Origin of the sequence: Roseburia amylophila (assembly GCF_025567465.1) — a bacterium.
GTDB lineage: Bacteria > Bacillota > Clostridia > Lachnospirales > Lachnospiraceae > Roseburia_C > Roseburia_C amylophila.
Window position 1 is genome coordinate 95,399 of the sequence record NZ_JAOQKI010000005.1, and the last position, 25,795, is coordinate 121,193.

Genomic DNA, 25,795 nt, shown 5'->3' on the forward strand with positions numbered 1-25,795 from the left:
GCTATTTGGAGGAAGCAGTATGTTTGGATATGTAAATATCAATCGTAATGAATTATCAGATGAAAATAAAAAGATTTACCAGGGTTATTACTGCGGACTTTGTCAGAAACTAAAGGAGGTTTCCGGCCGTAAAGGCCAGATGCTTTTAAACTATGACATGACATTTCTGGTAGTGCTTCTGACCGGACTTTATGAGCTGGAGGATAAAAGCACAGATTTTGTATGTGCACTGCATCCGACGAAAAAACGGACAGCCAGAATCAATGAAGCAACAGAATATGCTGCTGATATGAATATTATTCTTTCCTACCAGAATTTTGAAGATGACTGGAGAGACAATCGTTCTTATTCGAAAAAAGCATTTGCCAGAATGCTGGGAAAAGATTATAATCGCATCATGGCAAAATACCCAAGACAGGTAAAGGCAGTAGAAACCTATATCGAAGAACTGGGTAAGGCAGAGGATGCACAGGAATCCAATATTGATAAAATATCAGGACTGACAGGAACCATGCTGGGCGAAATTTTTGCATGGCGGGAAGACATATGGGCAGAAGAACTCAGATATTTTGGATTCTATTTAGGGAAGTTTGTTTATCTGATGGATGCCTATGAGGATTTTGAAACAGATAAGCGTAAAAATGCATACAATGTTTTCCGGGTACAGCGGAAAGAGGATATGCAGAATCTGGATACCTTTGTGAAGCTGTTGCTGACCAGTATGATGTCAGAGTGTGCCAAGTCCTTTGAACGTCTGCCAATTCTTATGCATGCAGACATTCTGCGGAATGTATTATATTCCGGAGTCTGGACGAAATATGAGTACAACAGACTGAAACGTGAGCGGAAGCAGCAGAAGCTTCTTGAAAAACAGAAAGCCGAAAAACAGAAGGCAGACAGGAAAAGTGCAACAAAGTGAAGTTAAGAATTAAGAAGGAGTAAGTAGTATGGACCCATACAAGGTGCTGGGCATAGCTCCGGGAGCAACAGATGAAGAAATCAAACGGGCATACCGGAATCTGAGCCGCAAATATCATCCGGATGCCAATGTAAATAATCCTGACCGTGCACAGGCAGAAGAAAAATTTAAAGAAGTACAGATGGCGTATGACCAGATTATGAAACAGAAACAGCAGGGTTACAGCTATGGAAGCGGTTACGGCGGCGGTGGCGCCTACGGTTATGGTGGTTTTGGCTATGGCAGAACCAATGGTGCATATGGAAACAGCGGCTATGGCAGCAGTGCTTCCGGTGAATCGGTAGAGATGCAGGCGGCTGCAAATTACATCCGGAATCGTTGTTTTAAAGAAGCATTGCATGTGTTAGATGGTATTTCGGACAGAACGGCACGCTGGTATTATTACAGTGCAATTGCCAATGCCGGAAGCGGTAATAATGTAACGGCAAAGGAGCATGCCAGTCAGGCTGTCAATATGGAACCGAGTAATATGGAATATCGTCAGCTGCAGCAGCAGTTAGAGTTTGGTGGAACATGGTATCAGAGCAGAGGCGGCGAATATGAACGGCCATATTCCGGCAGCAGCGGCTGGTGCATGAGTATGCTGTTATTGAATCTTTTATGTAACTGTTGTTGTTTCAGACCATATTAGAAAACCATATTTTAGATGTTCTTTTTTATTTGCAAGAATGAAAACTTCTGCTATACTGTAGGATGAAAAAAACAGAAATGGAGATTAGAAATGAGAATTTTAGCTGAAAATACATCATGTATTGTAATTGACTATCAGGAGAAGATTTTGCCGGCAATGTCAGGAAGAGAGGAACTTGTGGCAAATTCTGCTGCATTATTAAAGGGACTTAATTTATTGGAAATACCGATGGTATTGACCACACAGTATGCCAAGGGATTAGGAAATAATATTCCGGAGATTTGTGAAGCAATTGGAAGTGATGTGGCATATGACAAGACCACATTTTCTGCATATGAAACAGAAGCGGTATATGAAGCAATGGATAAAGAGCGTAAAAATGTCCTGATTTGTGGAATTGAAGCACATATCTGTGTACTTCAGACAGCCATTGATTTAAAGGCAGCAGGGTATCAGCCGGTTATCGTAGCAGACTGTGTATCTTCAAGAAAAGAACTGGATAAGGAACTTGGTTTAAAGAGAGCAGAACAGGAAGGCATTCTGATTACATCTAAGGAAGCTATTTTATTTGAATTGACACGTAAGGCAGGCGGACCGGTATTTAAACAGATTTCTGCACTGATTAAATAAAGGAGACAGGATATGCTGCAAAGATTTTATCCCGATGAATATCTGGATTCTACCTATGTCATTGACTTTGATAAACTTTATGAAGAGGGATACCGGGGCATTATTTTTGATATTGATAATACACTTGTTCCACACGGAGCACCGGCGGATGAGCGGGCAAAAAAGCTGTTTGCTCATTTAAAAGAGCTGGGTTATCATTGTATGCTGTTATCGAATAACAAGGAACCACGGGTGAAGATGTTCAATGATGCGGTAAATGTTTCTTATATTTACAAGGCAGGAAAACCGTCAACGAAAAATTATCTTAAGGCAATGGAAGAGATGGGAACCACTACGGAGAATACGTTATTTGTGGGAGACCAGATATTTACTGATGTGTATGGGGCAAACCGTGCGGGAATCCGTACAATTCTGGTAAAACCGATACATCCGAAAGAAGAAATACAGATTGTTTTAAAGAGATACCTGGAGAAAATTGTGTTATTTTTTTATACAAGGAAGAGAAAGAAGGAAGAAAAATCATGAAAATCGGAATTGGAAATGACCACAGTGCAGTCGAAATGAAATTCGCAATTAAAAAGTATTTAGAGGAAATGGGACATGAAGTTGTAAATTACGGAACAGATTCTACCGAGAGCTGTGACTATCCGGAGTATGGTGAAAAAGTAGGACGTGCAGTTGCAGCCGGGGAAGTAGACTGTGGCGTATTAATCTGTGGTACCGGGGTTGGAATCTCTTTAGCTGCTAATAAGGTAAAAGGTGTCCGTGCAGCAGTATGTTCTGATGTAACAACTGCGCATCTGGTAAAAGAACATAACAATGCCAATATCATCGCATTTGGAGCAAGAATTGTTGGAATCGAGAAGGCAAAAGATATTGTAAAAGCATACCTGAATGCAGAATTTCAGGGTGGCAGACATGAAAAACGTATTGCCATGATTCACGAAATTGAATCAAGATAGGGTAAAGTCACAAAAAAAGGTTGAAAAATGGCTTGTTTTATTATAGAATAGAACGAGTGAGTGACAAGTTTGGAATGAGAATTTTTTCCAATACCCGTAAGAACCTGCCGATGGCAGCGTCTTATGGTGCTTAGCAACGAAAATTAGGAGGAATATCGATGATTTCAGCAGGAGATTTCAGAAACGGAATTACAATCGAATTAGAAGGAAATATTTATCAGATTATTGAATTCCAGCACGTTAAACCTGGAAAGGGTGCTGCATTTGTCAGAACCAAATTAAAGAATATCAAGAGTGGCGGTGTAGTTGAGAAAACTTTCCGTCCAACAGAGAAATGCCCACAGGCACGTATCGACCGTAAAGATATGCAGTATTTATATTCTGACGGAGATCTGTATTACTTCATGGATGTTGAAAACTATGAGCAGATTGCTTTAGATAAGACAACCATCGGTGATACCTTAAAATTTGTAAAAGAGAACGAAATGTGTAAAATCTGTTCTCACAATGGCAACGTATTTGCTGTTGAACCACCATTGTTTGTTGAACTTCAGATTACAGAGACAGAACCTGGATTCAAGGGTGATACTGCAACAGGTGCAACAAAACCTGCAACTGTTGAGACTGGTGCAACTGTAATGGTTCCATTATTCGTAGAGCAGGATGATGTCATTAAAATCGATACAAGAACTGGTGAGTATTTATCCAGAGTATAATTTTATGCGAAATATGTGGGAGTTTCAAAACAGTTGTTTTGAAACTCCTTTTTCTGTTGCCGGGTATTAGGAAAGAACTGTCAGTGGCAGTACCAGCAGGTTATGGCAATGAGAATGGAAAGTTGAGGAAACAGGCTATGCAGGAAGAAAGCAGAAAAGAGAAAAATTTCATAAAAAGGATTTATCATGCAGAAGCACCAAAGTGGTTGAAATATGCGATATTATTCGGATATCCGGTTCTGCTTTTTTATATTACTGCATTTATGACATATAATCCTTTTGTAAGAACCAGGTGGAGAGCACAAATTCTAAATCTCCTTTTATTTGAGGCTTTTGTGTGGCTGCTGCTGGCGATTACCGGAAGTGCAGTGATTGCACTTCGCACGGAGACAATTCTTGGAATTGCACTGAGCATTGCGAATTATTATGTCATTTCCTTCCGTGGTTCTCCGGTGGTTCCGTGGGATTTACTGTCTCTTGGAACGGCAGCCAGTGTTGCCGGAGGCTATGATTATACTTTGCCGCCCCGTCAGATTGCATTGATTCTTCTGATGCTCTTTCTGGCATTTACGGAGCGTTATGCAAAGATTCATATTTCACGGAAAAAGATATTGCTCCGTGCAGGTAGTGCTGTGATTTCTATTGCCTGTATGGCAGGAATTGGCTGGATGGTACAGGATGATGCAATGGTAAGTGAATTACAGCTTTATCCGTTCCTTTTTACGCCTACAGTCATGTATGAACGAAATGGCTTTGCTGTGACGTTTCTTATGGATATACAGTATCTTAAGGTGGAGAAGCCGGAAGGATATTCCGTTGAAAAGGCAAAGAAATTATTAGAAAAAGAGGATGGTCTTGAATGGACGGCATCCGACCAGAGAAATAATGTTGGAGAGGAATTCGCAAATCAGAAAGAAACAACAGACCAGCTTCCGAATGTTATCGTCATTATGGATGAAGCCTTTTCCGATTTGGGGGTCCTGTCCGATGAGGCACTTCCGGTAAATGAAGATTATATGCCGTTTATTCACAGCCTGCAACAGAGGGCAGAAAATACCCAGACCGGATATTTGAATGTATCGGTGAAGGGTGGAAATACAGCAAATACGGAATTTGAATTTTTAACGGGAGATACCATGGCATTTCTTCCGGCTGGTAGTATTCCGTATCAGCAGTATATTACGAAGGATACACCAAGCATGGCATCCTATCTAAAGAGCTTGGGCTATGAGACATATGCCATGCATCCGTATTATGCGTCCGGCTGGAACCGGGATAAGATATATCCGCTGCTGGGATTTGACAGCTTTTATTCTTCCACGGATTTCTATGGTTCCACCTATGAGCGGGGCTATATTGATGATTCATCCTGTGTGGATAAGATTATTGAGACATATGAGAAGAAGGATGCAGGAACGCCGGCATTTATCTTTAATGTAACCATGCAGAATCACAGCCCATATACCGACGGCTATCAGAATCTTCAGGGAAATGTTACAGTAGATGGAACGGTATCTGCCCAATTATCGGAATATCTGACACTGGTAAAATTATCGGATGCTGCATTGGAAAAGCTGATTGATTATTTTGAGACACAGGACGAACCTACGGTTATCGTATTCTTTGGTGACCACCAGCCGACAGATGCGGTGGTGGAGCCAATCTGGAATTTAGAAGGCAAATCATCCTCTGATTTAACAGAAAAAGAAAATCAGCTTCGTTATAAGGTGCCTTATGTTATCTGGGCAAATTATGATATTGATGAGGCGGTAAATCAGGAGAGCAGTGCCAACTATCTGGGGACACAGATGATGGAAGTAGCAGGAATTCCGTTGTCGGATTATCAGAATTATTTACTGGAACAAAAAAAGGAGATGCCATTGATTTCCACGCAGCATACGGAAGCAGAAGGCAGTGATGCATGGCTTAATTATCAGACGCTGCAGTATTATCTTTTATTTGACTGGGATGGAGAAAAATAGAAATGAAGGAAAGATTACTTCGAATCAAAAACAATAAGAAGATGCCGTTAATACTGGCTTTTTGCATTCCGTTTTTTCTTGCACTGGGAGTCTGCATTGGCCATGAGATTTATCCTTTTGGCAATCAGTGTTTTCTGCATATTGATATGTATCACCAGTATGCACCGTTTTTTACGGAATTCATGAATAAGTTAAAGAGCGGAAGCGGGTTATTATATACATGGAATCTGGGGCTTGGTACAGATTTTGTATCTCTGATGGCATATTATCTTTCCAGTCCTTTTAACTGGCTGTTATTATTATGTCCGTCTAATCTGGTAATCGAATTTATGACGGTATTGATTTTAATTAAGACTGGACTTAGCGGACTTACTTTTGCATTTTACCTAAACCGGCATTATAAAGATAATGGATATCGCATTGCTTTATTTGCGGTATTTTATGCGTTATCCGGGTTTATGTGTGCTTATAACTGGGATATTATGTGGCTGGATACGGTGGTGTTATTGCCGCTTATTTTGCTGGGCTTAGAAAGACTGGTAGAAGGAAAGAAGATGACGCTTTATGTGGTAACACTGGCGGTTTCGATTCTTTCAAACTACTATATTTCCATTATGGTCTGCATCTATCTGGTGCTTTATTTTGTGATTCTGATATTAGAGCAGAAAAGCGGAATAGGAAAAGCAATTCTTAAATTTGCGGTCGGCTCCATCCTGGCAGGCGGTATGGGAGCAATACTGATTCTGCCGGAGATTGTGGCATTAAACGGAAGTGGTTCCGGTGGAATCTCTTTTCCGGAAAAAATGGAGTGGTATTTTGGCCTGCTGGATGAAGCAGCAAGGTTCTGCATTGGTGTCGAGCCGTCTTCTACGGTAGGACATATGCCAAATCTTTACTGCGGAGCGGCAATTTTATTATTATTATTCCTTTATCTTTTGAATCGCAGGATCCGAATTGGTGCAAAGATTCCAAGGCTCTTACTGGTGGCATTTTTCTTTGTGAGCTTTGCAAATAATAAACTGGATTTTATCTGGCATGGCTTTCATTTTCCGGATGGACTTCCGGCAAGACAGACCTTTTTATTTGCATTTTTACTGCTGACCTTAGGTTATGAAGCAGTGCGGGAAGAAAGAGGCAATAGCATTTTTAAAATCCTATTTGCATTCCTGTTAGCGGAGCTGGTATTGGTTTTATGTTTCCGGTTTACAGATTTAGAGCAGGTGACACCGGAGCAGATGCTTTTAACAGGACTTTTGATTTTAGGTTATGCACTTCTGCTGTTATTCTATCGGCGGAAGGATAAGACGATGCGGACTATCGTATCGATATTTGCGGTGATTCTGGTATGTGCCGAGGCAGGCGTAAATCTTGACACGACCAGTATTTCTACTACCAGCCGGACGCTGTATACCCAGCATTTAGAGGATTATAAAACATTGGCGGAGACAGCAGGAGCAGAGGATGACGGTTTCTTCCGTATGGATAAGTTTAACCGGATGACGAAGAATGAATCGGCACTTTCAAACTATGCATCCGCATCTATTTTTTCTTCTCTTATAAATAAAGATGTGGCAGATTTCTACCGGGAGATGGGAATGGAAGGCGGTAAGAATTATTACTGCTATAATGGTGCAACGATGCTTACTTCCTCGCTGCTTTCGGTAAAATATATCCTGACGGACAGTGCAGAAGAGGAAAGTCCGTATCGAAGTCTGATATCAGAACAGAATGGCATATACTTATATGAAAATACTTATACACTGCCACTTGGTTTTATGGTAGATAGTGATTTGACGGAAAAGTGGGATTTTACCCTTGGAACACCGATAATGGCACAGAATGAACTCGCCTATGCCCTTGGTGCAACGGAGAATCTTTTAGAGCCGGTGGATGCAGAATTACATGATGGCAAAACCGTGATTCAGGTAACGGAAACCGGTTATTATTATGGTTATTATACGATGAAGGATGCCAAAACCGTTACCGCAACCACTGGAAACCGCACGCGGACATTTTCTAAATGTGACCATGTCTATTTACTGGATTTGGGCTATTGTGAGGCTGGGGAAGATATTACGCTGACTTCTGCCGATACGGATCAGATACTGGTGCAGGGCTACCGGTTAAATGATGCAGCATTTCAGGCAGCATATCATACATTATCCCAGCAGACCATGGAGTTAAAATCCTACAGTGACAGCAGAATCGAAGGCAGCATCAACGTAAAAAAAGCCGGAACTCTTTTGCTGTCCGTGCCGGATGATGAAGGCTGGCATGTCTTTGTGGATGGGGAAGAAGTGGATTATGAGCATTTCTGCGATGCGTTTATCAGCATTCCATTAAAAGAAGGCAGCCATGATATTATATTAAAATATACAACACCGAATCTGAAACTGGGAGCATTGCTTTCCGGTGGAGCATTGTTCTTATTCCTTTGCATTACCTGGATACCGGTTGTTGTGAGAAAACGAGGAGAGAGGGCATGAAGAAAAAAATAACATTTCTGATATTTACGGTACTGACGGTACTTTGTGTTGTTTATTCTGGGATGGTACTGGCAACGGGTTCCGGAACATCATTTTTTCTTGTGTGGATTGGGCTGGCGGTACTTTCCTTCCTGTTTGGGTATTCTATCTGGAAATCTTTCTGGAAGAAAGTTCCCCGGCTGGTTAAGGGAATCTGTATTGCTGTCGTTGCAGTGGGATTTACAGCATTTTTCATCGTAGAAGGCTGTATTATAAGTCAGATGCATGAAAAAGGCGAAGCGGGACTTGACTATATTATTGTGCTGGGGGCACAGGTGAGGGAAAGCGGACCAAGCGCTGCGTTAAAATACCGGCTGGATGAGGCAGTGGAATATTTAGAGGATAATCCAAAGACAATCTGCATCGTATCCGGCGGACAGGGTGCAAATGAACCATATTCCGAAGCCGAAGGAATGGCACAGTATTTAAAAGAACAGGGGATTGATGCGTCCCGGATTCTCTTAGAGGATAAGTCCTTAAATACAGAGCAGAATATGGAGTACAGCAAGGCACTGATAAAAGATGGGGCATCCGTTGGAATTATCACCAATGATTTTCATCTGTTCCGGGCAAAGCAGATTGCACGAAAATACGGACTGGACAATGTCTGTGGAATAGCAGCAAAGTCTACACCGGTTTATCTTCCAAATAATATGCTGCGGGAATTTTTGGCAGAGATAAAATTTTTGCTGTAATTATGCGGATTCTAAATGGGCTTGCATCGGGTGGAAGAATAGAATAGTATAAAAAGTAACAGGAGTTTTATGGAGAAAGGGTTTATATAGCTATGGAGATTAAATGCGAATACTGTGGCTCCATCATTAAGGAAACAGATGAGAAATGTCCTTACTGTGGAGCCACCAATCAGGCAGTAAAGCGTACTGCAGACCATACGCCAAAGACTATTGAAGAATTGCAGCAGTGGTATCAGGCACGGAATCTGCCGCCGTATGAAGTGACGAGATTCTTTATCGGAATCAATTACACACAGCCCAAAGCCTTTGGTATTTACCGGGAAGGACAGAATGTTATTGTCTATAAGAACAAGGCAAACGGCGAGCGGGCAATCCGCTATCAGGGAACGGATGAAGCCTATGCGGTAAATGAACTGTATCTTAAGTTAAAAGAGGAAATCTTAAACCAGAAGGAACATAATCGGGCCGGAAATGTAAGAAGCAGTTATGGAAATAACAGAAAGCCAATGTCAACAGGAAAGGTAATAGGAAGAACCTTTGCCGGGATTGGAGCATTCTTTCTTTTCTTTTTTGGTTCCTTTGTACTCTTTGTGTTAGATACATTATACCGGGGAATTGGAACAGCACTTTTTATTGCACTGATTGCCGCAGCACCTGTGGCAGTGATATTAGACCTTATTGTTTGTGGGTTAAGGGGAAAAAGCACGGTATTTGAAAAGATATATCAGGGATTTGCCGGAAAGAAATTCTTAACCTGTGCCGTTTGTTTCCTGATGTGCTTTTTAATCATTCTGATTCCGATACATAATTACAAGAAGGCAAGTTATTACCAGTACCAAAATACGGTCTATGTACACAGCCACAATAACTGGTTCGAGTATGATGGTTATGACTATGATAAGATAGACAGTGATGAGGTACCGGATGATATTTTAAATAACCGTTCTGATTATGAAATGACTTATCAGAATGGCTATGACTGGGATAACAGCATTACCAATTTTGAAGACAGCAGATATTATGAAGAGCATTATGGCTCAGACAGCTCGGACAGCAGTTCAGACAGTGGATATGACTGGGATTCCAATGACAGCTGGGATTCTAATTCATCTGACTGGGATAGCGACTGGTAAATATTAATATATCATTTAGAAATTTATTTTTCTGTTAAGAATAATCTAAGAAATGAAATAGAATATCTTTAAGAACACTCCTTTTTCGTGTGCTTTACTAAATGTAAAGAATGAAAAAGGGGTGTTTTTTATGATGCAGTCAGAACATGCAGGACAACGAAATTTACAACAATCAGGAGCAGCCGGACAGCGGAACACACAACATGCAAAAGAAATGAGAAAGCGGAGCATGCGCCGGAAAAAAGCAAGAAGAATGCGAAGAATCAAAAGAATATTTGTGGCAGCAATAATTCTGCTGGTAGTTTTTGCCGCGGGCAGAACATCATTTGTGCAAGGCTTCTTAAATCACTGGAATGTAAAATCAGAGGCAACACTTACGGCAGAGGGGTATCCGGAAAGCCTTGTACAACTTTACGAGAAAAATGAAGAAGCAAGACAGTTTGTGCTTGATTATAAGAAGAATGGAAACAACGAGCAGCCGATTGATATTTCATCGGATGTAACAGATGGTAAAATACCGCTTTTCCTTCAGTGGGACGAGCGTTGGGGCTATAGAACCTATGGAGATAATTTCCTTGCAATTACAGGATGCGGTCCCACGGCATTGTCCATGGTCTATGTGGGACTGACCGGAGATACTTCCATGAATCCTTATACCGTTGCCCAGATGGCACAGGAGGATGGCTTCTATGTGAATGGAAGCGGTTCCGCCTGGAGTATGATGACGGAACTTGCCACAAAGCTTGGCTTATCCGCACAGGAGCTGAGTCTCAGCGAAGACAGTATCCGGCAGGAATTATCCCAGGGACATCCGATTATCTGTATCATGGGACCGGGAGATTTTACCACATCCGGACATTTTATTGTATTAACAGGAGTAGATTCCGATGGAAAAATAACAGTGAATGATTCCAACAGTAAAAAGAACAGTAAGAAGACATGGAAGATAGACGACCTTATGAGCCAGATCCGGGATTTATGGGTGTATCAGTAGAAGTGGCATTCTTTACGAAAATCTGCTATAATTCTTGATAAAATGATTTGAAAGGCGAGTGGGAAATATTGGGAGTAATTTTTCTAACGGTAGTGTGGCAATATCTGGATTGTTCTCCGAAGTGAGGATGCCTGATAAGGACTGTTAGAGGCACTTAAAATTTCGGATGGAGTCCGGCAACGCTGGCACATGGAAGTGCCAGCGAGGTGCATATGAACATGGATGTGAATTTGCACCGGTTGCCAGAAGAAAATAAAAATGAAATCGAAATTCTTAGTGCCTCTTGCAGTTCTTATGGAGCATCCGGGTTCGGAGAATAAGCCAGATATTACATCGCACGAATGCCGGAAGAAAACCGGCATCACATTTCCCACTCCTTTACAAATATTTTAACAAGAAGGGAGCTATAGAATATGGAAACATGGTATTACGAAGTCGTATCCATCGATGGAGACTATGCAAATTTAAAGAGGACAGACATTGCTTCAGATGATTTGAAACTTGTGGCAAGAGCACTTCTTCCGGCAGAAATTATGGAGGGAAGCAAGTTAAAATACGAACTGATGCAGTATGAGATTATAGAATAGCGGATAAAGGAGTTAGGGAAGATAAAAATCGAAGCGGCAAGGCGGGAGGTTTAGCAAAAATTATGAAAAAGGAAAAGGTTATTGAAATTGGGGTACTGCTTGGAATTATTATTCTGGCAGTGATTGTAGTTGTAGTGGCAGGAAATCAGAGAAAAAATAAAACGAAGACTGAGACAGAAAATAAAACGGAAACAGAGTCACAGATGGAATCAGACTCAGAATCAGAATCGGAAACAGAAACTGCACCTGCGGATAAAGAGTCTTTGGACGCAGACGAGCTGGTAGAAGAGAACTTTCGTCAGGCTGGAATTACAGAATATGAAAAAATAGATCTGGAAGATTATGAGAGCCAGGCAGGAATCGATTTATCAGAATATGTATCTTATCGGTTTTATTATGATAGCGATGGACTGAAAATTGAAGGATATTTCAGTGCACCAAAAGATTTACTGGATGGACAAAAGACTTCCTGTCTTATTTATAATCATGGTGGAAATCAGGATTACGGAGCATTGGAAAATATAGAAACCTGCTTTTATGCCTATCAGCTTCATACCATTTGCATTGCATCAAACTACAGGGGATGTGGAAGCAGTGAAGGAGAAGACCAGTTTGGCGGAGCAGATGTGGATGATGTAGTCCGGATTTTGGATTTGTGTGAGCAATTTTCCTATATTGATAAGGATGCCATAAATATGCTGGGTATTTCCAGAGGCGGAATGATGACTTATGAAGTGTTAAGTAAGGATGAACGGGTGCATAAGGCAGTTGTCGTATCTGGCCTTTCCGATTGCTTTATGTCATATGAGGAAAGAAGTGATATGCAGACCATATTCGATTCTTTGGTAGGCGGTTCCCCGGAAGAGATGTCGGAGGAATATGAGAAACGTTCTGCAACCTATTGGGCGGATGAAATTAATACACCGCTGCTTATCATTCATGCCACCGGAGATGAAAAAGTATCCGTTGCACAGGCAGATAAATTAACAGAAGCATTAGAGCAGGCAGGAAAGACCTACGAATATATCACCTTTGATGGAAATTCCCACGGAGAAATCCGACCAGAGGATGGTGAGAAGATAAAGGCGTTTCTGGAAGGGCAGGAGCAGGAAGAAGATAGTGAAAAGAATAATGTAAAATAGTGAAAAAATAGTGTAATATTTCCTTCGCATGGTACTGCTGTATTCAAATAAGGTTTGCGAATTGTCGGAGAGCTCAAACGGTGAAAAATTGGAGGGAAGCCTTTCGTATCTAAAAAGTAGAGAAAAAGAATTGCTCTTGCTGCTCATGAAGAACTACAAAAGAGAGTTCACGCCTATCGAAGTCAGCAAAGAACTTAAGGTTACCAATAAGACGGTAACAAACTATGCAAAATGGGATGATTGATTTATATGTGAGAGGTAATAATTCTGTAGCTTATTCAGAGATATATTCATCGTTTGCATCAGAAAAAATAGTTATATTTCTGATTTGTTGTTGCTGGTTATCAATAATGACAGCTCTAAGGTACGAAAACATGGAGAAACATATTTTACTATTAGAATGGGGAATCGGGAAACAACACAATATTATACCAAAAGCGAAAACACAAGTGCCATACAGTCAAAGGCAAGATATGACAGTAAATATGAACATATAACATCCACAGGGTATCAGCTTATGAATTATGAGCCGGGAAGCGTGTTTAAGCTTAATGGCAAAGAATATGTGTTAAGCGAAAACCATACTTTGGATATTCCATACGGAGAAGATTTGTGGTGTTTGGAATACCCGTCAAATTATAGATTTTGTGAAAAAATTGATTAATTTCTGAGAGTCTATTTATATGTGTTGTAGTTATCAAGCAAAGGGATACTTATATCGTGTTACAGGACATGGTGTAGGTATCCTTTTTGCATATTATCTATAATCATTACATAAAAAAGTGCAAATGCACAAAAAATAGTAATGGCTATTGAAGTGAAAATAATTTAGTGGTAAAATAGTATTACCAAAATTCGTGCAATGCACAAAAACAAGGAGCGACACTATGGAGATTAAGAGAGATTTATACCTTGAACAGTTAAAGATAAGAAAAGATAACGGAATGATTAAGATTATCACAGGAATCAGGAGATGCGGCAAATCATTCCTGTTATTTGTGTTGTTTAAGAAGTATTTACTGGAGAGTGGCATAGATAATGACCACATCATTGAGATTGCTTTAGATGGCATTGAAAATGAGGAACTGAGAGATCCAAAGAAGTGTTATCAGCATATTAAAGAGCGGGTGGAAGATGACCGGAAGTATTATCTGCTCTTGGACGAAGTACAGTTTATGCCACGATTTGAGGAAGTGCTGAACAGTTTGCTTCGTATCAGTAACATTGATGTGTATGTAACCGGCAGTAATTCTAAATTTTTATCTAGTGACATTGTAACTGAATTTAGAGGCAGAGGAGATGAGATAAGAATTTATCCGTTGTCTTTTGCAGAGTTCTATGCGGCTTATGATGGAGATTATGATGATGCTTGGGAAGAATATATGATATACGGTGGTTTACCACAAGTGGCACAATTTTCTGTAGAACGCCAGAAGGCTGAGTATCTTAAAAATATTTTTACCAATGTTTATATCAAGGATGTGGTAGAGCGAAACAAAATTCAAAATGTTGATGTGATTGGAACTTTGGTGGACATTCTTGCTTCTGCCATAGGAGCACCTACCAATCCAACAAAAATATCAAATACTTTCAAAAGTGAGAGAGGTATCAATTACAGCAATAAAACTATATCCAATCATATTGATTATTTGGCAGAGGCATTTTTGATTTCTAAAGCGAACCGGTATGATATTAAGGGGAGAAAATATGTAGGAGCCAATCTGAAATACTATTTTTCGGATATAGGACTTAGAAATGCCAGACTAAACTTCAGACAGCAGGAGCCGACTCATATTATGGAAAACATTGTTTATAATGAGTTGCTTGTGCGTGGCTACAATGTAGATGTTGGTATTGTGGATGTATTTGCAAAGAATAGTGACGGAAAGAGAGTTCATAAGCAGCTAGAGGTTGATTTTGTAGTAAACCAGGGCAGTCAGAGATATTACATTCAGGTGGCTTATGATATGACTTCTGAGGAAAAGCAAACACAGGAACTTAATTCACTCCGAAATATTCCGGATTCATTTAAGAAGATTGTTATAGTAAATGGAACAAAAAAGCCTTGGAGAAATGAGGAAGGCTTTGTGATCATGGGCATGAAATATTTTCTGCTCAATGAGGATAGTTTGGAGTTTTAGTATGGAAGGAGATAATATATTCCGATATAGAAATATGGATATAAAGTTAGGAGGCAGAGAAATGGCAACGGTTGTGTATTCTAATGAAGAAGATGATATGTGTTCTTTGGTGATAGATGGAGAAGAATATGTTGAAGATGAAGAAAGGGCAATTATCCCCAAAGCTGTATTAAAACAAATAAGAGTTGAGGATATTCCGGATAATTTTCAAATTGAAATATGTGAGTCAAAAGATTCTTCAGTAATAATGGTATCTGTTCCTATGACTTTTATAAAAGTTGGTAAAAATGAGTTTCAGGTTATTTATGATGAACTTATTACTAGAAAATATTGGGATGGATCAGTAGGACTTGATGTATTTAAAATCTCTTGGTTACCAGCAGAATGTAAAAACCAATGGTGTATGGACCAAAACAACAGTTAAGTCAATATTGACAAATCAGGCATACATTGGTTCGGTGGTGCATGGGAAAGTAGTAATTGAGAAATACAATAATATTCCACTCCATGCAACAGATCCAAGTGAAAGGAGTGCCGAGGAAATGTGGCACTCCTTTCTTCTGCAAGCATAAATATTGCTTTCAATATACTGCAATAGCAGGTATAATGGAAAGTGATATTTGAGGGTAAAAAAAATCAGTTTTTTTTGGTCTAGGGTTGACACGAGCAGGCAATTATATGCCACCGGTTAAAATGTTGGAAGAACTCAGCAATATGTATAATATGACCATTTTACACAATCGTATGATGGCTTACGTTGAAAATTGCATATATGGTGGAAAATGGGATGAGTATAAAACGAGAGAAAAATAATTTGACTTTTTCCAAAAAGAAAAATATAATGACTTCTGAACGAGTAGCAAAATTGCGTAAATCCAGTTTTGCTGCTCGTTTTTGTAATTTTATAATGCAATGAAAAAGTGTGTAGCTTATCAGCGTAAGTCCAACTTATAAGATAGGTACGCACTTTTTATATTGCCAAATATCCGTAAGAAGCTGCCAGTGGCAGCTTCTGCAGATGGAAAAAGGAGGATTAAGTTAAGATGGCAGAAAGTAATAAGATGAAGGAAATGCCTAACAAGATGAAAGAGATGTCGGTGAATAAACTCATGGTGCAGATGGGAATACCGATGATTTTATCGATGGCATTGCAGGCGGTTTATAACATTGTAGACAGTGCCTTTGTAGGAAACATGAAATCAGGAAGTGAGGCTGCACTTAATGCACTTACACTGGTATTTCCGGTTCAGATGCTTATGGTAGCAGTGGGAATCGGAACAGGTGTGGGAACCAATGCGCTTCTTGCGAGAACACTGGGAGAGGGAAAAAGTAAAAAAGCTGCGAAAGTTGCGGGAAACAGCTTATTTCTTGGAGTAATTATTTATGCACTATGTCTGCTGTTTGGAATGTTTGGAGTAAAAGCATACATCTCATCCCAGACCGTAGATTCGGAAGTCATTGCAATGGGAACAAGCTACTTAAGAATATGCTGTGTGATTTCATTTGGAATTATTTTCTTCTCACTATTTGAGAAACTGTTACAGGCAACCGGGCGTTCCATTTATTCAACAATTGGTCAGGTTGTGGGAGCAGTGGTAAATATTATTCTTGACCCAATTATGATTTATGGCATCGGACCTGTTCCTGAAATGGGAGTAGAGGGCGCAGCCTATGCAACCGTAATCGGACAGGTGGTATCAGCAGCATTGTTATTTATTTTCCATGTAAAATTAAATAAGGAATTTGAGCATGGTGTAAAGTTTATGAAACCAGAGGGCAGAATTATCAGGGAAATCTATGCAATCGGACTTCCGGCAATTATTGGACAGGCGCTTATGTCTATTATGGTTTATGTGATGAATCTGATTTTAAAATTCAGTCCTTCGGCTCAGACCGCATATGGATTGTTCTATAAAGTACAGCAGTTTGTACTCTTCCTTGCCTTTGGACTTAGAGATGCAATCACGCCGATTATTGCATTTGCATACGGAATGCATAGTAAAAAGAGGATTCAGGATGGAATCAGATATGGCTTAATTTATACGATTGTGCTTATGATTATTGGTGTGGCAATTACAGAAATTTTCCCGGGGGCTTTTGCAACTTTATTTAATGCAGGACAGTCAAGAGAATATTTTATCGAAGCCATGAGAATTATTTCTATCAGCTTTATTTTTGCCGGAATCAATGTGGCATATCAGGGAATTTATCAGGCTCTGGATGGTGGTATGGAATCGCTTGTGATTTCACTGCTCAGACAGCTTGTCATCATATTACCGCTGGCAGGTGTTTTCTCCAGTTTAGTCAGAAACGGACAGATGGACGTTTCCTTAATCTGGTGGGTATTCCCGATAACAGAGATTGCTGCATGCCTTGTGGGATATGTATTTTTAAAGAGAATCCGGAAGAATAAAGTGGAAAGTTTAAGTTAAGGAGGAAGCAGATATGGCAAAAAGAATCATTACAATCAGCAGAGAGTTTGGAAGCGGCGGACGGTTTATGGGGAAAGAAGTGGCAAAAAACTTGGTACTGTATTTTTTGCAGTACCTTTTCTTTTTATGGAAAGTGAAGTATGATACAGAGGAAGAGTAGCTGCTTGACGACAGAAGAATTGGGTAACATAAGAAAAATGTGGAGGTAAATAAAAGGCATGCTGAATGTGAAAAATGCTGAAATGGCAGATTTAGAGCAAATTATGAAAATTTACAGATATGCACAGGATTATATGATAAAGTCCGGAAATCCGACTCAGTGGGGACATTTTTACCCGGATGCAGATCTGATAAAATCTGATATTGATAAAAATGCATGTAAGGTAATATATGACAAGGATGGAATCCATGGGGTATTTTCGGTGTTTGATGGTACAGAACCTACTTATAAGCATATTGAGGGCGGTAACTGGCTGAATGAAGAACCATATCTGACGATTCACAGGCTTGCCGGAGATGGTCAGGTACATGGCTTGTTCCCGTGTGCTTTAAACTATTGTAAAAAGATTTCTTTAAATATCAGGGTTGATACTCATGCGGATAATAAAACTATGCAAAGGCTGATTGAAAAGAATGGTTTTATAAAATGCGGTACGATATATGTAAAAAATGGAACAGCAAGAATAGCATATCAAAGGGCTGATTTTCGGGCGGCAAGATTTGCAAGCATATCACTTAATACCACTAGGTCTGCGGCAAGAAGCGTAAGCTCATCGGTCGACAGGCATTCGGACAACTGGCAGGAAATTGTGGAGAGGTAAAAAAGATTTGTACAGTTTGACATAGTGGTTGTCCATAAGATATTTAGCGTTAACGGATCGTCCCTTTACAAACAGAATAAAAAAGCATATAATTCTTTTATAAAATATTTAATAAAAGAGGACAAAAAAACGGAAAATAAAGATAAAAGAAATATAGCAAGAAAAAAAATCATCAATTATGTGCTGAATCATCCGGTTATGTCCAAAGCGGAGCTCGCGAAAGAATTAAATCTGAGTATGCCGACTGTGTTAGCAAACGTAAATGACCTGTTGGAGAAAAGACTGTTAGAAGAAGTGGGCGAGTATGCGTCGACAGGCGGACGAAAGGCAAAAAGTATAGGAATTAATAAGTCATATTGTCATGCAATGGGGCTTTTGATCACTGCGAATCATATCGAAATGGTACTGGTAAATCTTGGAGATGAGATCGTAAAAAAAGACCGCATCCGTTTAAAATTTACGGCAGAATTATCCTACTGTACAGAGGTGGCACAAAAGGTTGAAACTTTTCTGGCAGACGAGCCTGCGAAGGAGACACTGCTTGGAATTGGTATTGCGATCCCGGGAATTATCGATCAGAAAGAACGGATTGTTTTAAAATCCCACGCGTTAGGGATAGAGAACTATAGTCTCCGCTTTTTAGAGCAGGCTGTGGGAATGCCGGTGTATTTTGAAAATGATGCCAATGCAGCCATGCTTGCAGAAAAAAAGCAGAAGTATCCCAATGCGATATATCTGTCTTTGAATCATACATTAGGCGGTGCTTTCTGCATAGATGGAAAGCTGTATCGCGGACAAAACCAGAAAGCAGGAGAGTTTGGTCATATGATACTTGTTCCCGGTGGAAAAAAATGTTATTGTGGTAAATCAGGATGCGCGGATGCATATTGTGCTGCAAGTGTACTGACGGAAGATAACAGGCAGTCGCTGGATGCATTTATGGAAAATCTTGAAAGTGGAGATAAAAAGGTTTTACAGATATGGAATGAGTATCTGGATCATCTTGCTGTTTTGATATCAAATCTACGGATGGCATATGATATGGATATCATACTGGGGGGCGATGTCGGAGGTGTACTCTCAGATTATATGATACCTTTGGGAGAAAAAGTGATGGCATATAATGGTTTTGAACATGATGTTTCATACCTGAAGAACTGTTCGTACAGGAAAGAAGCGTCGGCTGTTGGAGCTGCGAAATATTTTTTTGCGGAACATATGATGGAAATATAAATTATTATAGTGTGAAAACAGAGTGAAGTGTGAGCAAAAAAACGGAAAGGAAACGGTAAGTGAGGTTTTCTTTCCGTTTTTTTGTGCGTTGATTAGAAAATATATACAAAAAGCATATCTGCAAATTGTGCAATGCGTAAAATTGAGAGAAATATATTGACAAAATATGTTTAAAGGATGATAATGTAATTACTTTAATAAAACATTTAATAAAACATAAAATAAAACAATATAAAAAAGGAGGAAGCAATTATGTTACAGCAGGTAATGACAAATCCAGGAGAAATTATTTTCAGAGAGGTTCCGGTTCCGGAGGCAAAGGAAAATCAGGTGTTGGTAAAAATTATGAATATTGGTGTCTGTGGATCAGATATTCATGTTTATCATGGAAAACATCCGTTTACAAAATATCCGGTAACACAGGGACATGAGGTTTCCGGTGAGATCACAGAACTTGGAAAAAATGTCACAGAGTTTCATGTTGGACAGAAGGTGACGATAGAGCCACAGGTATATTGTGGACACTGCTATCCATGCCGTCATGGAAAGTATAATCTCTGTGAGGAATTAAAAGTAATGGGATTTCAAACGACAGGAACAGCATCTGAGTATTTTGCAGTGGATGCATCTAAAGTAACACCTATTCCAGAAGATATGTCCTATGAAGAAGGAGCTATGATCGAACCTCTTGCTGTGGCAGTTCATGGTGTAAAACAGATGGGCGATGTGGCTGGCATGAATATTGCAGTCCTTGGAGCGGGACCGATCGGAAATCTTGTAGCACAGGCAGCAAAAGGAATGGGGGCAGCGAAAGTGATGATCACAGATATCAGTGATCTTAGACTGGCAAAGGCAAAAGAATGTGGAATTGATGTGTGTGTGAATACCAAAAATAAAGACTTTGGTGAGGCAATGATCGAAGCATTTGGACCGGATAAGGCGGATGTAATCTACGACTGTGCTGGAAACAATATCACAATGGGACAGGCAATTAAATATGCAAGAAAAGGAAGCACGATTGTACTGGTGGCTGTTTTTGCAGGAATGGCAGAAGTAGATCTTGCAGTGGCAAATGACCACGAACTTGACATTAAGAGCACGATGATGTACCGCCATGATGATTATATAGATGGAATCAGATTGGTAAATGAGGGCAAAGTTCATTTGAAACCGCTCATCTCAAAGACATTTGCTTTTAAAGATTATCTGAAGGCATACCAGTATATTGATGATAACCGCGAGACAACGATGAAAGTAATTATCAACGTCAGTGAAAAGTAAGGAGTTCGTATGGAAAATAAATATGGAATTGTCGGAGTTGCCCATGTCGGGCTTCCGACAAACGATTTACAGAAAACAGTTGAGTTTTATAGGGGTCTTGGATTTGAAGTAATTATGCAGACTTATAATGAAAAAGCAGGGGAAAAAGTGGCATTTTTACAGATAAAAAATTACTGTATAGAGACTTTTGAAAATGGGCAGGCGGCAATGTCAGACGGTGCATACCAGCATGTTGCTCTTGATGTGGAAGACATTGAGAGTATATATCAGAAAATCTGCAATGAAAAATACACAGTTATCACAGACGGAATCGAAGAACTGCCATTTTGGGAAAATGGTGTGAAGTTTTTTATGATTAAGGGACCAAATGAGGAAAGAATAGAGTTCTGTCAGAAACTCTGATAAAAACAGGAGGGACATATGGGAAGCGAAAACAAAAATGGAAAAGTACCGCTGATCAGTAAGATTGCATATGGGTTTGGTGATGTTGGATGTAATTTCAGCTGGATGTTTGTCAGTAATTTTCTGATGATATTTTATACAGACGTGTTCGGAATCAGTATGGCGGCTGTGTCAGCACTTATGCTTTTTTCAAGATTCTGGGATGCAATCAATGATCCAATCGTCGGGGGACTTACAGATAAAACAAAATCGAGATGGGGACGGTACCGTCCATGGTTGTTAGTAGCGGCACCAATCACAGCGATTCTTCTTGTTATGACATTCTGGGCAAGACCCGACTGGCCGCAGAATGGAAAGATTATTTATATGGTAATTACATATTGTCTGCTGGTTTTGGGGTATACCTGTGTGAATATTCCATATGGAACCTTGTGTGGTGCTATGACACAGGATATTGATGAACGTGCAAAAATAAATACATCCCGTTCGGTTGCAGCGATGATTGCAATTGGTGTGTTAAATATTATCACAGTTCCACTGCTCAGCAAATTCGGCAGTCATAGTGCAAAGACAGGATATCTGACGGTTGCGGTCATATATGGATGTATTTTTACAGCCTGTCATTTCTTCTGCTTTGCGAAGACGAAAGAGGCAGTGATTACTCCGGAAAAAGAAAAAATTTCTGTAAAGGTTCAGTTGAAAGCGGTTATGCAGAACAGACCATATCTTCTTGCATTGGCAGGACAGATATTATTTGGATTTACACTGTATGGTAGAAACGCAGATATTCTGTATTACTTTACATATGTGGAAGGGAATGCCTCCTACTACACAACTTATTCGATGTGCATCATTATTCCTTCTATCATCGGGGCAGCCTGTTTTCAACCATTATTCCGCAAGTTGAATAACAAAGGAAGAACAGCATCTCTCTTTGCTTTATTTACAGGAATTTCCATGTTGTCTATGTTTTTCTTTAATGCCAAAGAATCACCGGCTATTTTTTATGCTTTATCTGGTCTGACACAGTTTTTCTTCTCTGGATTTAATACTGCAATCTATGCAATTATTCCAGACTGTGTGGAATATGGGGAGTGGAAAACCGGACTTAGAAATGATGGTTTTCAGTATGCATTTATTTCACTTGGAAATAAAATCGGAATGGCAGTTGGAACAGCACTTTTAGCAGGATTACTTGGAAAATATGGTTATATTGCAAATCAGACACAAAATGCAATTGTACTTTCAATTATGAAACATGCATTTACGACGATTCCGGGTGCACTGTGGATTGTGACTGCGGTTGTATTATTTTTCTACCGGTTAAATAAAAAACGTTATAACGAGATTGTGGAGGAACTGAAAAATGGAAGAAAAAGTTGATATCGTGGCATTGGGAGAATTGCTGATTGATTTTACGGAAGCAGGACACAGTCAGGATGGGAGAAAATTGTTCGAACAGAATCCCGGCGGTGCTCCGGCAAATCTTCTAACCGTTGCAAGCCACTTTGGGTATCGCACATCTTTTATTGGAAAAGTTGGAAACGATATGCATGGTAAATTTTTAAAGAAGACATTGCAAAAGGAAGGAATCAATACAGATGCTATTGTTGAAGACCCGGGTTATTTTACAACGTTGGCATTTGTGGAAATCGGTGAAAGTGGAGAACGGAATTTTTCTTTTGCAAGAAAACCGGGTGCAGATACACAGTTAAAAAAAGAAGAACTGGATCAGACATTAATTTCAGGTTGTAGAATTTTTCATTTTGGATCATTATCGCTGACAGATGAACCGGCAGAAAGTACAACGATTGAAGCGGTAAAAATGGCAAAAGCAGCGGGTGCACTTATTTCCTATGATCCGAATTATCGACCGTCTCTTTGGAAGAGCAAAGAGGATGCAGTGAAAAAAATGAGATCTGTCATAGAATTGGTAGATGTCATGAAGGTATCGGATGAAGAGAGTATTTTGTTGACAGAGGCCGAAAGTTATGAGCAGGCCGCAGACCAACTCCTTGCTATGGGACCAAAGCTGGTAGCCATTACATTGGGAGAACAGGGTGTTCTTATGGCAACAAAAAGCAGAAAAGAAATCATCAAAGCATTTCAGATACATGCGGTCGACACGACTGGGGCAGGTGATTCATTCTGGGGAGGCGTATTATGCAGTATCCTTTCCATGAATAAGAATGTTGAAAAAATGAAATGGGAAGAAATCAAAAAGTGTGCTGTTTTGGGAAATGCAGTTGCTGGATTGTGTGTGCAAAAGAGAGGTGGCATCCCTGCGATTCCGACAAAAGAAGCAGTGTTTGAATTTATGCAGAAATAATGAATGTATATGACAAAATTGGGGCTATAAAAACGCCCCTATTTTTAACAAAAATATAAGCAGGACAACTTTCGATATTTGCTCCTGCCTGTATTTTATGTAAATTACGATAAGTTTTATTCCCTGTGTTCTTCGCCCCATGTACAGTCTGATTCTGGTGTAGTCTTTAAATGCTTTTCTGATTCCCAACAATCAATGCGGAGCATATAGCCAGCAGATATATAAACATCAATACTATTAAGCTGTGGATTGTATTCTGCAAATATTATTCTCGTCGTATTTTATCTCCTTATCATTCAATCAATCATTTGTTACAAAAATCAGAAGCATTTCAATCAGTTCACCATGTCACTTTCATTTTGTGTTATAATGTGTTATCAGATTTCTTGGTCTCCGCTGCCGCTTCGGTCGGCACAGAGCAGAGGTCCACTGGACCTCTTGTGCCCTTGTATTTGCCCTTATCAGAGTTCGTAAACACTGGTGCGATGATATAATACAAGGGAAACAATAAGGGAAAGCTCACCTGCGATAAATTCAGTATTTTCAAGGGTTTGCGGAGAATTTAATAACAAAATATAACAGTTATTAAATCTCTTAAAACAGGTGAAATCTCAATTCCAGTTTGGAGGAACAATATGGTGCGAAAAGCAGAAAAACAGAATTTAGAAATACTGGCAAATTTAGCAGTACAATAGAATCATTTGTTTCGCAAAGACATTATAAAAGAATGCAGAGAAGTAGTTTATAGAGATACTCCTCTGCATTTTTTTGTCAGGTATCCGAAAGAGACTGCCGGTGGCAAGTCCGGTAGGTAAGTTATGGTACATCTTCCGCAGAAGCAGCAGGCTCACAGATTGATTTTCGGGCAGCAAGATTTGCGAGCATATCACTTAATACCACCAGGTCTGCGGCAAGAAGCGTAAGCTCATCGGTCGACAGGCATTCGGACAACTGGCAGGAAATAGTGGAGAGGTAAAAAAGATTCGTACAGTTTGACATAGCGGTTGACCATAAGATATTTTTGATATGTTATGCAACTGTCAGAGAAAATGTGTATAATAAAAGAAAATAACTTCAGGATAATCATTTGTAAAAAGGAATGAAAGGAATCAAATATGAAAACACTGATTGTAGTAGATATGCAGAATGACTTTATCGATGGTTCACTTGGAACCAGGGAAGCGCAGGCAATTGTACCGAAGGTAAAAGAGAAAATCAAAGAGTATCAGGAGCGCGGGGACGAGATTATTTTTACCCGGGATACTCATCAGTCAGATTATCTTAACACACCGGAGGGAAAGAAGCTTCCGGTGGAACATTGCATCGAAGGCACAAAGGGCTGGGAGATTGCAGAAGGTTTAGAGGTGCCGGGATGCAGCTATATTAATAAACCAACCTTTGGATGGACACACTGGTCGGAGAGAAACTTTGAAGAAATAGAATTATGCGGTCTTTGTACGGATATCTGTGTGGTATCCAATGCCCTGATTTTGAAAGCAGAATTTCCGGATGTAGAGCTTACAGTGGATGCCACATGTTGTGCCGGAGTGACACCGGAATCCCATGAGGCAGCACTTACCACTATGAAAATGTGTCAGATTCATGTGATTGGGGAATAGAAAAGGCGTAATAATTCCAAAAGAATCCCTCCGACGCTTGAACGTCGTTCGTTTTTTGAGTATAATCGTTTTGTAAGGAAGGTGACAGATATGAAGGATACAAGAGTTGATATTTATCATGGAGTAACACCAATTAAGGTAAAACCGTATGAGCATAATGTAAAATATTATGAGACAGACCAGATGGGGATTGTGCATCATTCCAATTATATCCGTTGGATGGAAGAGGCACGCATGGACTTGATGGATCAGATGGGCTTCAGCTATAAACAGATGGAAGACCAGGAAATTATCAGTCCGGTGCTGTCTGTACAGTGTGAATATAAGAGCATGGTGCGATTCGGAGATACTGTTGTTATTGAAACAGCCATTGCAGGTTACAATGGAATCAAGCTCAGTGTCCGTTATCGTATGACAGACAAAGAGACCGGAGAACTCCGTACCATTGCAGCCAGTGAGCACTGCTTCTTAAATCGTAGTGGCAAGCCGATTTCCTTGAAACGGTCATACCCTGAAATAGATACAAAATTTTTCCAGATGATGGATGAGGAAAGTTAGGAT

The 25,795-nt window shown here is 39.8% G+C and carries 27 protein-coding genes and 2 pseudogenes; 26 read left to right on the plus strand and 3 right to left on the minus strand.

The window, feature by feature from the left end:
- Positions 1–19: 19 nt before the first annotated feature.
- From OCV43_RS04465 to OCV43_RS13980, 19 genes and pseudogenes are all read left to right on the plus strand, one after another.
- Positions 20–919, plus strand: coding sequence for a DUF5685 family protein (locus tag OCV43_RS04465; protein ID WP_117698087.1), 900 nt, complete (start codon positions 20–22; stop codon positions 917–919).
- Between the two features lie 28 nt (positions 920–947).
- The gene (locus OCV43_RS04470; RefSeq protein WP_022244043.1) at positions 948–1,610 is read left to right on the plus strand and encodes a J domain-containing protein; all 663 of its coding nucleotides are present in this window, start codon (positions 948–950) and stop codon (positions 1,608–1,610) included.
- A 90-nt stretch (positions 1,611–1,700) separates the two neighbouring features.
- Positions 1,701–2,240: a hydrolase gene (locus tag OCV43_RS04475; protein WP_022244044.1), complete on the plus strand. Its 540-nt coding sequence runs from the start codon at positions 1,701–1,703 to the stop codon at positions 2,238–2,240.
- Positions 2,241–2,252: 12 nt separating this feature from the next.
- Complete coding sequence (locus OCV43_RS04480) at positions 2,253–2,765, plus strand: YqeG family HAD IIIA-type phosphatase (RefSeq protein ID WP_227701143.1); 513 nt, start codon at positions 2,253–2,255, stop codon at positions 2,763–2,765.
- Entirely contained in the window at positions 2,762–3,202 is a 441-nt protein-coding gene (gene rpiB / locus OCV43_RS04485) for a ribose 5-phosphate isomerase B (RefSeq protein WP_022244046.1), read from the plus strand. Before OCV43_RS04480 ends, rpiB begins: the two co-directional genes overlap by 4 nt.
- A gap of 158 nt (positions 3,203–3,360) precedes the next feature.
- On the plus strand, positions 3,361–3,918 hold the full coding sequence (efp, locus tag OCV43_RS04490) for an elongation factor P (RefSeq protein WP_022244047.1): 558 nt from the start codon (positions 3,361–3,363) through the stop codon (positions 3,916–3,918).
- Positions 3,919–4,001: 83 nt separating this feature from the next.
- The gene (locus OCV43_RS04495; RefSeq protein ID WP_262623517.1) at positions 4,002–5,900 is read left to right on the plus strand and encodes an LTA synthase family protein; all 1,899 of its coding nucleotides are present in this window, start codon (positions 4,002–4,004) and stop codon (positions 5,898–5,900) included.
- A gap of 2 nt (positions 5,901–5,902) precedes the next feature.
- Complete coding sequence (locus OCV43_RS04500; protein WP_262623518.1) at positions 5,903–8,386, plus strand: YfhO family protein; 2,484 nt, start codon at positions 5,903–5,905, stop codon at positions 8,384–8,386.
- Positions 8,383–9,120, plus strand: a complete 738-nt coding sequence (locus tag OCV43_RS04505; protein ID WP_262623519.1) for a YdcF family protein — start codon at positions 8,383–8,385, stop codon at positions 9,118–9,120. Before OCV43_RS04500 ends, OCV43_RS04505 begins: the two co-directional genes overlap by 4 nt.
- A gap of 92 nt (positions 9,121–9,212) precedes the next feature.
- Positions 9,213–10,253, plus strand: coding sequence for a zinc ribbon domain-containing protein (locus OCV43_RS04510; RefSeq protein WP_262623520.1), 1,041 nt, complete (start codon positions 9,213–9,215; stop codon positions 10,251–10,253).
- 130 nt (positions 10,254–10,383) lie between these two features.
- A complete protein-coding gene (locus tag OCV43_RS04515; protein ID WP_262623521.1) occupies positions 10,384–11,247 on the plus strand; it encodes a C39 family peptidase in 864 nt (287 codons plus the stop codon).
- Between the two features lie 413 nt (positions 11,248–11,660).
- Entirely contained in the window at positions 11,661–11,834 is a 174-nt protein-coding gene (locus OCV43_RS04520; protein WP_022244059.1) for a hypothetical protein, read from the plus strand.
- A 62-nt stretch (positions 11,835–11,896) separates the two neighbouring features.
- Complete coding sequence (locus OCV43_RS04525; RefSeq protein WP_262623522.1) at positions 11,897–12,976, plus strand: alpha/beta hydrolase family protein; 1,080 nt, start codon at positions 11,897–11,899, stop codon at positions 12,974–12,976.
- Between the two features lie 887 nt (positions 12,977–13,863).
- A complete protein-coding gene (locus tag OCV43_RS04530; RefSeq protein ID WP_262623523.1) occupies positions 13,864–15,117 on the plus strand; it encodes an ATP-binding protein in 1,254 nt (417 codons plus the stop codon).
- A 61-nt stretch (positions 15,118–15,178) separates the two neighbouring features.
- Positions 15,179–15,541 (plus strand): hypothetical protein, encoded by a 363-nt coding sequence (locus tag OCV43_RS04535; RefSeq protein ID WP_262623524.1) that lies wholly within the window; start codon positions 15,179–15,181, stop codon positions 15,539–15,541.
- Positions 15,471–15,689 (plus strand): recombinase family protein, encoded by a 219-nt coding sequence (locus OCV43_RS13975; protein WP_262623525.1) that lies wholly within the window; start codon positions 15,471–15,473, stop codon positions 15,687–15,689. The genes OCV43_RS04535 and OCV43_RS13975 overlap by 71 nt, the downstream gene beginning before the upstream one ends.
- A gap of 106 nt (positions 15,690–15,795) precedes the next feature.
- A complete protein-coding gene (locus OCV43_RS04545; RefSeq protein ID WP_255667826.1) occupies positions 15,796–15,930 on the plus strand; it encodes a hypothetical protein in 135 nt (44 codons plus the stop codon).
- A 230-nt stretch (positions 15,931–16,160) separates the two neighbouring features.
- Entirely contained in the window at positions 16,161–17,549 is a 1,389-nt protein-coding gene (locus tag OCV43_RS04550) for an MATE family efflux transporter (protein ID WP_262623526.1), read from the plus strand.
- 13 nt (positions 17,550–17,562) lie between these two features.
- Positions 17,563–17,643, plus strand: a pseudogene (locus OCV43_RS13980) (cytidylate kinase family protein); the annotation flags it as partial.
- A 597-nt stretch (positions 17,644–18,240) separates the two neighbouring features.
- Here OCV43_RS13980 and OCV43_RS14120 read toward each other — a convergent pair.
- Entirely contained in the window at positions 18,241–18,393 is a 153-nt protein-coding gene (locus tag OCV43_RS14120; protein ID WP_416906621.1) for a DUF6774 domain-containing protein, read from the minus strand.
- A 1-nt stretch (position 18,394) separates the two neighbouring features.
- Between OCV43_RS14120 and OCV43_RS04565 the strand changes: the two genes are divergently transcribed.
- The 5 genes from OCV43_RS04565 to OCV43_RS04585 all read left to right on the plus strand — a co-directional run bounded on the left by OCV43_RS04565 (position 18,395) and on the right by OCV43_RS04585 (position 23,615).
- Positions 18,395–19,603, plus strand: coding sequence for an ROK family transcriptional regulator (locus OCV43_RS04565; protein WP_330415590.1), 1,209 nt, complete (start codon positions 18,395–18,397; stop codon positions 19,601–19,603).
- Positions 19,604–19,855: 252 nt separating this feature from the next.
- Entirely contained in the window at positions 19,856–20,884 is a 1,029-nt protein-coding gene (locus OCV43_RS04570) for a zinc-dependent alcohol dehydrogenase (protein ID WP_262623528.1), read from the plus strand.
- A gap of 9 nt (positions 20,885–20,893) precedes the next feature.
- Positions 20,894–21,286: a VOC family protein gene (locus OCV43_RS04575; RefSeq protein WP_117841973.1), complete on the plus strand. Its 393-nt coding sequence runs from the start codon at positions 20,894–20,896 to the stop codon at positions 21,284–21,286.
- Between the two features lie 18 nt (positions 21,287–21,304).
- Positions 21,305–22,669: an MFS transporter gene (locus OCV43_RS04580; protein ID WP_262623529.1), complete on the plus strand. Its 1,365-nt coding sequence runs from the start codon at positions 21,305–21,307 to the stop codon at positions 22,667–22,669.
- Complete coding sequence (locus OCV43_RS04585; protein ID WP_117841971.1) at positions 22,653–23,615, plus strand: carbohydrate kinase family protein; 963 nt, start codon at positions 22,653–22,655, stop codon at positions 23,613–23,615. Before OCV43_RS04580 ends, OCV43_RS04585 begins: the two co-directional genes overlap by 17 nt.
- Positions 23,616–23,758: 143 nt before the next feature.
- On the opposite strand, the pseudogene OCV43_RS04590 reads toward OCV43_RS04585, so the two are convergent.
- Positions 23,759–23,884 (minus strand): annotated as a pseudogene (locus tag OCV43_RS04590) (DUF6061 family protein); the annotation flags it as partial.
- A gap of 547 nt (positions 23,885–24,431) precedes the next feature.
- Positions 24,432–24,614 (minus strand): DUF6774 domain-containing protein, encoded by a 183-nt coding sequence (locus OCV43_RS04595; RefSeq protein WP_147337975.1) that lies wholly within the window; start codon positions 24,612–24,614, stop codon positions 24,432–24,434.
- Positions 24,615–24,730: 116 nt separating this feature from the next.
- Between OCV43_RS04595 and OCV43_RS04600 the strand changes: the two genes are divergently transcribed.
- Positions 24,731–25,234, plus strand: coding sequence for a cysteine hydrolase family protein (locus tag OCV43_RS04600; RefSeq protein ID WP_022244068.1), 504 nt, complete (start codon positions 24,731–24,733; stop codon positions 25,232–25,234).
- Positions 25,235–25,324: 90 nt separating this feature from the next.
- Positions 25,325–25,792: an acyl-CoA thioesterase gene (locus tag OCV43_RS04605; protein ID WP_022244069.1), complete on the plus strand. Its 468-nt coding sequence runs from the start codon at positions 25,325–25,327 to the stop codon at positions 25,790–25,792.
- Positions 25,793–25,795: the final 3 nt, after the last annotated feature.